Source organism: Polaribacter vadi, from assembly GCF_018861005.1.
Lineage (GTDB): Bacteria > Bacteroidota > Bacteroidia > Flavobacteriales > Flavobacteriaceae > Polaribacter > Polaribacter vadi_A.
In genome coordinates this window covers 95,345-106,058 of record NZ_JAHKQL010000009.1, presented here as the reverse complement: position 1 = coordinate 106,058, position 10,714 = coordinate 95,345, and the positions used below count along the sequence as shown (strand labels likewise).

Sequence of the window (10,714 nt, the reverse complement as noted above, 5' to 3'; positions counted from 1 at the left end):
TTACAGTATACTTACAAATATTAATTAATTAAAAAATTATTAATAGTAAATATTTAAAATAACAAGAAATTATTCAATAAAAATTAAATATTTATGATTTATATTAAAATATCTATACTTTAAAAAAATATGATTTTCATAAATTGTAGACCAGTAAATTCTTAAAACATCAACTAATGAAAACAACAAACTTTAGCAGACGCGATTGGTTAAAAAAAGGAACTTTAACTTTAGGCGCTTTAGCTCTTGTACCGCACGAAATTTGGAGTAGCAATGTATTAACTGCTCAAAAAGAAAACCGAACTTTCTTATACAATTCTAACAATTATTTTAATGAGTTTACCCCTCCTATCATTAAAGAAGAGGCTTCATTAACTATTTTAAGAGCTAACGAAAATCCTTATGGGCCACCACCAAAATCTGCAGAAGCTTTTCAAAAAGAAGTTTTTAACGGAAATCGATATTCTTGGAAAACATTAACCAATTTAAAAGCTAAAATTGCTAAAAACGAAGGTATTGACCAAAATCAAATTTTAATGGGACCTGGCTCTTCTGATTTATTAGAAAAAGTGGCTATGGTTTTGTTTCAAAATGGAGGTAATGTAGTTAGTGCAGACCCAAGTTACATGTCTTTAATTGTAGTTGCTAAATCTGTAGGTGGTAAATGGAAATCTTATAAGTTACTAGATGATGCTCAGCACGATTTAGATGCAATGGAAGCTGGTATTGATGAAGACACCAAACTAGTATATATCTGTAACCCAAATAACCCAACTGGTTCTATTACAGACGCAAAAAAATTAAAAGAATTTTGTAGCAGAGTTTCTGAAAAAGTGCCTGTATTTGTAGATGAAGCATATATTGAATTGTCTAAAAATGGAATTAAAGATTCTATGAATTCTTTAGTTGCAGAAGGCAAAAACGTAATTGTTGCCAGAACTTTTTCTAAAATTCATGGAATGGCTGGTTTAAGAATTGGCTATGCAATTGGTAAAAAAGAAACTTTAGATATTATTTCTGAAATTACTAGAGGTGGAATGGGTATAACTGGTCCATCAATAGCTGCAGCAACTACTAGTTTAGAAAATACCGATTTTTTAGATATGTGTAAAACTAAAATTGCAGATGCAAGAGATTACACAATGTCTTATTTAAAAGAAAATAATTATTCTTATTTACCATCTGAAACCAACTTTATTATTTTTGAAATACCAATGACAGGTAAAAAATTCTTAAAAGAAATTTATGGTAAAAATGTTGCTGTAAGAGCTTTTAAATTTTGGGACAAAGATTGGTGTAGAGTTAGTATTGGTACTATGGATGAAATGAAAACCTTTACCAAAGCAATCACAGAAATTTTTGCCTAATTTATGGATGGAGCTTTAGAAAAATCCATTTCATTTTTACTTTTTATCTTTATAGGTGTTCTTTTAAAAAAGAAGATTTCTGTTGGTAATGAAACAAACGGAATTAAAAGTTTAATTCTAACCATAGCTTTACCTGCAACCATTTTTATTGCACTTTTAAAAGTAAAAATTGATGGTAACCTAATCCTTTTTCCTGTATTGGCATTAGGGTTAAACATTATTCTATTTGCAATTACGCCTATTTTACTCTCGCTAATTGGCATTAAAATGAATTCTGATAAAGGAAGAAGTGCAAGGTTATTAATATCATCTTTAGCACCAGGTTTGTCTTGTTTTCCATTTATTTTAGAGTTTTTAGGTGATGGGTCTTTAGCAAAAGCTGCAATGGCTGATTTAGGAAACAAATTTTTTGTACTATTTCTGCTATATTTAGTAGCCTTAAAATGGCACTATAAAAATGCAGATTTTGAAGCTAATTCGCTTAAAACAAAACTAAAATCTCTAGCAAAAACATTGCTATACGAACCTGTAAATTTATTTATAATAGTAGCATTAATACTAGTTTCCTTTGGCATTACTTTAGATAAAATTCCGAACTTTTTATCAAGTACATTAACTAGATTAAGTTATATTATGACGCCTTTAGTACTTCTTTTTATAGGTTTGGCTGTAAAATTTAAAAAGCAACAATTTTTTCAATTGTTTTCTTTATTACTTTTAAGAGCAGGTTTTACACTATTTTTAATTGCTGGCATCATTTTCTTTGCAGATATTACAATACAAAAAGACATTTTGGTAATGATTGCTTTTTCTTTAAGTTCTGCTAGTTTTTGGCCTTTTGCTCATATTTCTGCAGTAAATAATAAAGAGGAAAAAGAAAACACACCAGAAAAAACATTCGATACTAATTTTGCTTTATCAATTTTAGCACTCTCTTTACCCATTTCTGTAATTCTTATTTTAGGAATTTTAACAGCTGGCAATACGTTTACTAACATTAATAATATCTTACTTTTAGGCGGATGTTTATCTGCAATCGGATTATTTTATCCGATAATCATAAAAGTAAAATCTAATTTTTCTATTTCTAAAAATGATGTAAATACATCAAAAAAAAACTCAGTTGAGTTTTTAGCTGATAAATAATCTTTTCATTAATCTGTGCTTGTTTAAATTTTAAACAGGCTCAGATTTATGATTTTAATGATACATCAACTTAGAATTATCAAAAGAAAAGAGGAATTACAAATTGATAATATAAAATCAATAAGCAAACTGCAATAACATTTAAAATTACTCCTGCCCTAACCATTTGATTTACTTTTACATAACCACTTGCAAAAACAATTGCATTTGGTGGAGTTGCCATTGGCAACATAAAGGCACAACTACTTGCCATAGTTACAGGAATTAACAAATTTAAAATAGGAATATTTAACCCAATTGCAATACCAGCAACAATGGGTGCTAAAACAGCTACCAAAGCCACATTACTCATTAATTCCGTCATAAAAAGCATTAAAACAATCAACAAAGAAACAGTAAATAAAACATTAAACTCGCCAGAAGCAATTGTATCTGTAATTAGAGCAACTAAACCACTAGAAGCCATTCCTTTTGCTAATGCCAAACCACCACCAAAAAGCAGTAAAATTCCCCAAGCCAATTTGCTAGTATCTTTCCATTCTAATATAAAATTGTCTTTTTTAAAACTTAAAGGAATTGCAAATAAAGCAACTGCACCAATTAAACTAATAATTGTATCAGACAACTTTAAACCAGGAAAAACACTATTAATTAAGGTTCTTGAAATCCATAAAAAAACGGTGATTGCAAAAATGACCAACACTCTTTTTTCTTCGGATGAAATTTTGCCTAGTTTCTCTAATTCGTGATGAATTAAGTTTGCTGATGATGTAAACACAATTCCTTTACAAGGAAACATCCATTTTACAAGAACAAAATAAACTGCAGTTATCATTAAGACAGAAAAAGGCAAACCAAAACTCATCCAGGTTAAAAATGAGATTTGAATGTTATATTGATTCTCTAACAACCCAATTAAAACCGAGTTTGGAGGTGTACCAATAACTGTTGCTATTCCACCTGCATTTGCAGCAAAAGCGATGCCTAACATAATACTTAGTGCAAAGTTTTTATCGCCTTTTGTAAAACCATCTTTATCATCTATTAACAATTTTATTACTGATATTGCTATTGGTAACATAACTACTGTACTTGCTGTATTGCTAATCCACATGCTCATAAAAGCAGTTGCTAACATAAAACCCAACACTACTTTTTCTGGAGTTGTGCCTGTTAATTTTACAATAGTTAAAGCAATTCTTCTATGCAAGTTTACTTTTTCTAAAGCCAAAGCCAAAATAAAACCACCAAAGAATAAAAAGATAATTGGACTTCCATAATTTGCGCCAACATCTGCAATTGGCATGACTTTTAAAAGCGGAAAAAGGATTAGTGGCAATAAAGCTGTAACTGCAATATTTACGGTTTCTGTAATCCACCAAACAACCATCCAAACAGCTACTCCAATAACTGCATCTCCTTTTTGGGACACCAAGGTTATTGGTAAAAAGTGAATGATGAAAAATAATAATGGTCCTAGAAGTAATCCTATTTTTTTGGTGGGTTGCATTTTTGTAATTTTGAACAAAAATAAATTTTAATTGTGAAAAATTTAAAAGTACTTCTATATATAACTATATTTTCTGTTGTTCTAAGTTGTGAAAATGAAAATATATTTAATGAATCTCCCACTAGTTTTGAAGTTGAAACAGAAAATTTAAACTTTTCTACAGCTAGAATTAAATGGACTGAGTCAATAGATCCAGAAAATGATAAAGTTTATTATAATATTCTTCTTGAAAATAGATTGATAAAAGACTCTATTTATTACAGTAGAAACTACACAATCACTAACCTAAATGAGAATTCATTTTATTCAGGAGAAGTTGTTGCTAATGATTCATTAGGAAATCAGACAAAAGCTGTTTTTTCATTAAGAACCTTTACTTTTCCTTATCCGTCTGATTTTAATATCTCAATAAATTCTAAAAATCCTATTTATTCTGGTGTTAATTGGACAAAATCAACAGATACAATTAATAGAGAAATCCTTTACAATGTTTTTTTAAATGATTCTTTAGTTGCTGAAAAAACAAATCATCTCAATTTCACTTTTGGTGAACTAAAGGGGTTAACCAATTATAATGGAAAAATTATCGCTATAAATCCTGATGAAAAAACATTAACTAAGACTTTTTCTTTTACTACTGAAGAGAAAATTTTTGATGGTGATGTGCATTTGCAATCACAAGATGAAGTTAATGAATTCGCTAAACGATGCTATAACGTAATTACTGGTGATTTAATAATTGGAAATTTCCCTAATAATGTTAGTGATAATGATATTACAGACATATCTAAATTATCTGATTTAATTCGAATTCAAGGTGATAGGTTAATAATTAATAAAACTAAACTCGACAATATAAACAGTTTACAAAAGTTAACAACTACCAACGAAAATTTAATTTTAACCATAACTAATAACCCTTTATTGAAAAACCTAGATGGGTTTATTAAAATAAAATCTTTATATGATGTTTTTGTAACTTCTAATAATTCTTTAGAAAGTGTTGAGGGGCTTCAAAACCTTGAAACTGTAAAATTTAATGTTCATATAAACTTGAATCCAAACCTTAAGACATTAGAACTAAAAAGTTTATCTAATGTTAGATTTCTTAAGATTGAAAATAACGAAAAACTAAGACAACTCAAGGGGTTAGAGAATATAAAAACATTAAGTTCTTTATACATAATTGGACTTACTTTATTAGAAAATTACAGAGGCTTACATAATTTAAAAACTGTATCCGATTTTGTTATAGTAGAAAACAACCCTATAAATTTAATTGGTTTTGATAGTTTAGAAGAAGCTGGTTCAGTTAGTATTACTGATAATGAAAATATTACTTCGCTAGAAGGGCTAGAATCACTTACTAAATTAAATAACATATCAATTGCTCGAAATGACAACCTCGTCTATTTAACTGGAATTCAAAATGTCAATTTTAATGAAAATTATAATGTTAGGCATGATATAATAATAAGTACAAATCCTAAACTACTTGATTTAAATCCTCTAGAAAATTATAAGTTCAGCTACGGTAAAATATCAATAAATTTTAATAGTAATCTTACGGATTTTTGTGGTTTAAATAATTTATTCTCAGTTGTTAGTTTAGAGAATGGTTTTGCTTGGGCAACTAACAATGGGTATAACCCATCTAGAAATGATATGTTAAATAGAAAATGTAGATTATAAATTAACTATTATACTTCAATTTTCAACTTGTCAACTTCTATATCAGAATTACTAATATTACTGATGCACTTCTTTGATTATTGTCATTAAATTTTCTCTAACAATTAACTCTTGATATTATATAATTAATTAAGTATGTTGATAAATAATTAACGTGATTTCGATGTAAGAGATTGCAACAATCGTTTCTAGTTGACTTGAAAAAAGAAAACCCTTTCAATGAAACTGAAATACATTCAGTTCTATTAAAAGGATTTTTGCAGTTATTTGGATTCCCAATCAAGTTGGGAATGACAGATTTCATTGAATTAGTCACTAATTACCAACGACTAAAAGCTAAAGTTTAGTAACGATAATGCTCAGGTTTATATGGCCCCTCTACAGTAACACCAATATATTCTGCTTGGTCATTACGTAATTCTGTTAGCTCTACTCCTATTTTTTCTAGGTGTAATTTTGCTACTTTTTCATCTAAATGTTTTGGTAACATATACACTTCGTTTCCGTAAGCATCTGCATTATTCCAAAGTTCCATTTGAGCCAAAGTTTGGTTTGTAAATGAGTTAGACATTACAAAACTTGGATGACCAGTTGCACATCCTAAATTTACCAAACGTCCTTCTGCTAAAATAATAATATCATTACCATCAATTGTATATTTATCTACTTGAGGCTTAATTTCTACTTTAGAATCACCATGATTTTCGTTTAACCAAGCAATATCTAATTCGTTATCAAAATGACCTATATTACAAACAATTGTTTTGTCTTTTAAAGCAGAAAAATGTTTACCAGTTACAATATCTTTATTTCCTGTTGTTGTAATAATAATGTCTGCATTACCCATTACAGTTTCTAAACGTTTTACCTCAAAACCGTCCATAGCTGCTTGTAAAGCACAAATTGGGTCGATTTCTGTAACAGTTACAATAGAACCTGCACCTTTAAAAGAAGCAGCTGTACCTTTACCAACATCTCCATAACCACAAACTACAACTCTTTTACCTGCTAACATAATATCTGTTGCTCTACGAATTGCATCTACTGCAGATTCTTTACAACCATATTTATTATCGAATTTAGATTTTGTTACAGAATCATTAATATTGATTGCTGGCATTGGTAACGTTCCGTTTTTTACTCTTTCGTAAAGTCTGTGAACTCCTGTCGTTGTTTCTTCTGATAAACCATTGATTCCTGCAGCTAATTCTGGATATTTATCTAAAACCATATTAGTTAAATCTCCACCATCATCTAAAATCATATTTAATGGCTTTTTGTCTTCACCAAAAAATAAGGTTTGCTCTATACACCAATCAAATTCTACTTCGTTCATTCCTTTCCAAGCATACACAGGTGTTCCTGTTGCAGCAATTGCAGCAGCAGCTTGGTCTTGAGTAGAGAAAATATTACAAGAACTCCAAGTAACTTCTGCTCCTAAAGCTTGTAAAGTTTCAATTAAAACAGCGGTTTGAATTGTCATGTGCAAACAACCTGCAATTCTAGCTCCCTTTAAAGGTTGAGAATCTCCATACTCTTCTCTTAAACTCATTAATCCTGGCATTTCTGCTTCTGCCAATTCAATTTCTTTTCTACCCCAATCTGCTAAAGAAATATCTTTAACTTTAAATGGTACGTAAGCTGTTTTTGTGCTCATATTATGTATATTTATTGTCTGTTTTTTGCGACTGCAAAGTTACGACATAGAATTTAAAATATATGGCTCTTTACAAAACATTAACTATCAGCCCAGAAACGAAAGTTTTTATCTGGAAAATCGAAGAATCTATTGATGAATTAAAAGCTGGAATTTCTTTAACCGAAAAGAATCTTGCTAGATTTAATTTGATGAAATCAGATTTACATCAAAAAGGATTTTTATCTATAAGGCATTTGTTAAAAGAAATTAATTTAACTGATGCTGATTTAATTTATGATGAATTTGGAAAACCACATTTAGATAAAGGACGTTTTATTTCGATTACACACTCTTTTAATTTTACAGCTATTATTTATTCTACACAAACAGAAGTTGGAATTGATATTGAAAAACAACGTGATAAAATTTTAAAAATAGCTCATAAATTTACACCAATTGAAGAGTATAAAACCATTGCAAATGCTGATGCATTAATTAGTAAACTAACCATTGTTTGGGGTGCCAAAGAAAGTTTGTACAAAATTTACGGAAAGAAAAAACTACTTTTTTTACGTGATATTTATGTTGCTGATTTTAAATTTGCTGACGAAAAAACCACTGGTGAAATCCGTTTTAATGGAGAAACCTATGCTTATACTGTAAAATTTTTAGAGTTTGATGGCTTTACTTGTGTGTTTGCGTATTAAAATAAGTTGTAAAGTTTTGAGCCACAAATTTCCAAAGATTGGTAAATGCAAAAAATAACTTCTTACTTTTGATTTACAAAAACCCAAAAACATAATGTCAGAAATTTTTGATTTCTTTTTAAATGCTTATAAAAATACACCTACATTTTCTATAGTTTTAGAAGCCCTTGTTTTTTTATTTGGTATTGCCAGTGTTTGGTTTGCTAAAAAAGAAAACATTTTAGTGTATCCTACAGGTTTAGTTGCCACTGTAATTTCTGTTTACTTGCTTTACAAAGCTGAGTATTTTGGAGATATGATGATGAATTTCTATTATTCTGTAATGAGTATTTATGGTTGGTGGAACTGGTCTAGAACTAAAAATGATAAAGTTATAGTACCTATAACTAGAACTACATCTAAAGAAAAAATAATAGGTCTTGTTTTAGTTATTTTAACGATGATAGTTACTTATGCTGTCTATGTAAATTTTGATTACGAAATAAAAACTGAAAATTATATAGATATTTTTACATCAGGTATTTTCTTTACTGCAATGTGGTTTATGGCAACCAAAAAAATAGAAAACTGGACGCTTTGGATTTTTGCTGATTTAATAACTGTACCACTTTACGCATACAGAGGTTTAGGAATGTTATCTTTGCAATATTTAATTTTCACAATACTTGCAATACAAGGTTATTTAGCATGGAAGAAAAGCTTAGACAAAAACCAATAAACGTTGTAAAAGTTGTTTTATTCGGCCCTGAATCAACAGGAAAAACAACGCTATCCAAACAATTAGCACGTTATTACAACACTGTATGGGCACCTGAATTTGCAAGAGAATATTTACAAAACAAGTGGAATAATGAACGTAAAATTTGCGAGGCTGATGACTTACTACCCATAGCTATTGGACAAATGAAACTTGAAAACAAACTAGCAAAAAAAGCAGATAAAATTTTAATTTGCGATACAGATTTGCTAGAAACCAAAGTGTATTCTCAAGAGTTTTATGGTGGTTTTGTTGATGAAAAACTTGATGAAGCAGCTACAATAAATCAATATGATTTGTATCTCTTAACTTACATAGACACACCTTGGGAAGAAGATGATTTAAGAGATAGACCAGAACAACGTTTAGAAATGTTTAACGCATTCGAAAAAGCATTAAAAGATCATAATTGTAACTACATTTTATTAAAAGGAAATAAAGAAAGTCGTCTTAAAAAAGCTACTGATGTTATTGACAAAATTATCTACAAAAAAGAAAACTTACATTCATTTTCTGATTTAATGACTGAATAATTGTACTTTTAAATCCTGAAAAAGAATCCTATAAAAAATCAAAAAATGAAATTCTTAGTAACCTGTTTCTTATTTTTCTTTTCAATTTCTGTAATTTCTCAAAATCAAACATCTGATAGAAATCACTTGCAAACTGCTGGTTATGTATTTAAAACAAGCTTTAACACAATACCAAGTGATTTTGTTTTTTTAGGAAAAGAATTTTCTAACGATTGGAAAAAAACAGGTTATTATACAGCAGGTATTTTAGGATTAATTGCTACTGATAAAATTACTACTAAGTTTTATCATAATAATATAGAACCAAATATAGATTATAGCTTACCCAATATTACTCCTAAATTTTTAAGAAGCTCTAAAAACGTTTGGATTAATGGAGAAAACTCTTACTTAACCTATCCAATTATTGGGGTATATTTGGGTTCTTTAATTACCAATAGTGAAAGAGGGCAATTTGCTGCTGCAAACTCACTTAAAGCAATTGCTTATTCTACAATTATAACACAATTGTCTTTAAAAACAATTTTAGGTAGAAATAGACCCAACAGACCAATTGATGGTGTAATTTCAGAACCATTTACCAATAATAATTGGGATTTTTTTAATAGCAGAGATGGTTATTTATATGGTAGTGCAAAAGGAACTAGTTTACCTTCTATGCATGCAACTGGTTATTTTGCTTTAGCTAAAGTAATTCAAATGGAATTTGATAATTATTGGATTCCTTATAGTATAATGGCTATTACTTTTTTATCTGATATAAAAAGTCACGAACATTGGGTTAGTGATATGGTTGCTGGTGGAATTATAGGAACGCTTATAGGAAGGTCTATTGTAAAAAGTAGCTGGAAAGCGCGTGGAATTTTACCTCAAAAACAAAGAAGCATTTCTTTTAATTACATTCCTCAGTTTTCATCAGAATTTACAGGTATAAAAATTATTGCTAATATTGAATGATCTTAAACAACATCAATTAATAAACGAATTAAACTTCAAAGCCATCAGAAGTTCTGGAGCTGGTGGGCAACATGTAAATAAAACATCATCTAAAATAGAATTGACTTTCGATTTAGAAAACTCACTCTCTTTATCCGAAGATGAAAAAACACTTCTAAAAACCAAATTAGCATCTAAACTTACCAAAGAAAACCTCTTGATTCTTTTTTGCGAAGAAACACGATCGCAACATAAAAATAAAGAATTAGCTATAAAACGTTTTTTACAATTGATAAAAACCAACTTGGTGAAACCCAAAAAAAGAAGACCTACTAAACCTAGTAGATCTTCAATTTTAAAAAATGTTGAGAAAAATAAACGAAAATCGCTTAAAAAAGCCTTGCGTAAAAAACCAAGACTCGATTAA

10 protein-coding genes are annotated in these 10,714 nt (G+C 29.1%); 8 read left to right on the top strand and 2 right to left on the bottom strand.

The window, feature by feature from the left end:
* Window positions 1–176 precede the first annotated feature (176 nt).
* Window positions 177–1,367 carry a pyridoxal phosphate-dependent aminotransferase gene (locus KO506_RS06760; RefSeq protein WP_215994139.1) on the top strand — a complete coding sequence of 397 codons (1,191 nt, stop codon included), beginning with the start codon at window positions 177–179 and terminating at the stop codon, window positions 1,365–1,367.
* A 3-nt stretch (window positions 1,368–1,370) separates the two neighbouring features.
* On the top strand, window positions 1,371–2,513 hold the full coding sequence (locus tag KO506_RS06755) for a permease (protein WP_215994138.1): 1,143 nt from the start codon (window positions 1,371–1,373) through the stop codon (window positions 2,511–2,513).
* 79 nt (window positions 2,514–2,592) lie between these two features.
* Here the strand turns inward: KO506_RS06755 and KO506_RS06750 are convergent, their stop codons facing one another.
* The gene (locus KO506_RS06750) at window positions 2,593–4,023 is read right to left on the bottom strand and encodes an SLC13 family permease (RefSeq protein WP_215994137.1); all 1,431 of its coding nucleotides are present in this window, start codon (window positions 4,021–4,023) and stop codon (window positions 2,593–2,595) included.
* Window positions 4,024–4,056: 33 nt separating this feature from the next.
* Here KO506_RS06750 and KO506_RS06745 point away from each other — a divergent pair, with 33 nt between their 5' ends.
* Window positions 4,057–5,715 (top strand): hypothetical protein, encoded by a 1,659-nt coding sequence (locus tag KO506_RS06745; RefSeq protein WP_215994136.1) that lies wholly within the window; start codon window positions 4,057–4,059, stop codon window positions 5,713–5,715.
* A gap of 343 nt (window positions 5,716–6,058) precedes the next feature.
* On the opposite strand, the gene ahcY is transcribed toward KO506_RS06745, so the two are convergent.
* The gene (gene ahcY, locus KO506_RS06740; protein WP_215994135.1) at window positions 6,059–7,372 is read right to left on the bottom strand and encodes an adenosylhomocysteinase; all 1,314 of its coding nucleotides are present in this window, start codon (window positions 7,370–7,372) and stop codon (window positions 6,059–6,061) included.
* Between the two features lie 62 nt (window positions 7,373–7,434).
* Between ahcY and KO506_RS06735 the strand changes: the two genes are divergently transcribed.
* The 5 genes from KO506_RS06735 (at window position 7,435) to arfB (ending at window position 10,714) form a co-directional block, all read left to right on the top strand.
* Entirely contained in the window at window positions 7,435–8,061 is a 627-nt protein-coding gene (locus tag KO506_RS06735) for a 4'-phosphopantetheinyl transferase family protein (protein WP_215994134.1), read from the top strand.
* A 94-nt stretch (window positions 8,062–8,155) separates the two neighbouring features.
* On the top strand, window positions 8,156–8,779 hold the full coding sequence (pnuC, locus tag KO506_RS06730) for a nicotinamide riboside transporter PnuC (protein WP_215994133.1): 624 nt from the start codon (window positions 8,156–8,158) through the stop codon (window positions 8,777–8,779).
* A complete protein-coding gene (locus KO506_RS06725; protein ID WP_215994132.1) occupies window positions 8,749–9,351 on the top strand; it encodes an AAA family ATPase in 603 nt (200 codons plus the stop codon). The genes pnuC and KO506_RS06725 overlap by 31 nt, the downstream gene beginning before the upstream one ends.
* A gap of 45 nt (window positions 9,352–9,396) precedes the next feature.
* Complete coding sequence (locus KO506_RS06720; protein ID WP_215994131.1) at window positions 9,397–10,308, top strand: phosphatase PAP2 family protein; 912 nt, start codon at window positions 9,397–9,399, stop codon at window positions 10,306–10,308.
* Window positions 10,301–10,714, top strand: coding sequence for an alternative ribosome rescue aminoacyl-tRNA hydrolase ArfB (arfB, locus tag KO506_RS06715; RefSeq protein ID WP_215994130.1), 414 nt, complete (start codon window positions 10,301–10,303; stop codon window positions 10,712–10,714). Before KO506_RS06720 ends, arfB begins: the two co-directional genes overlap by 8 nt.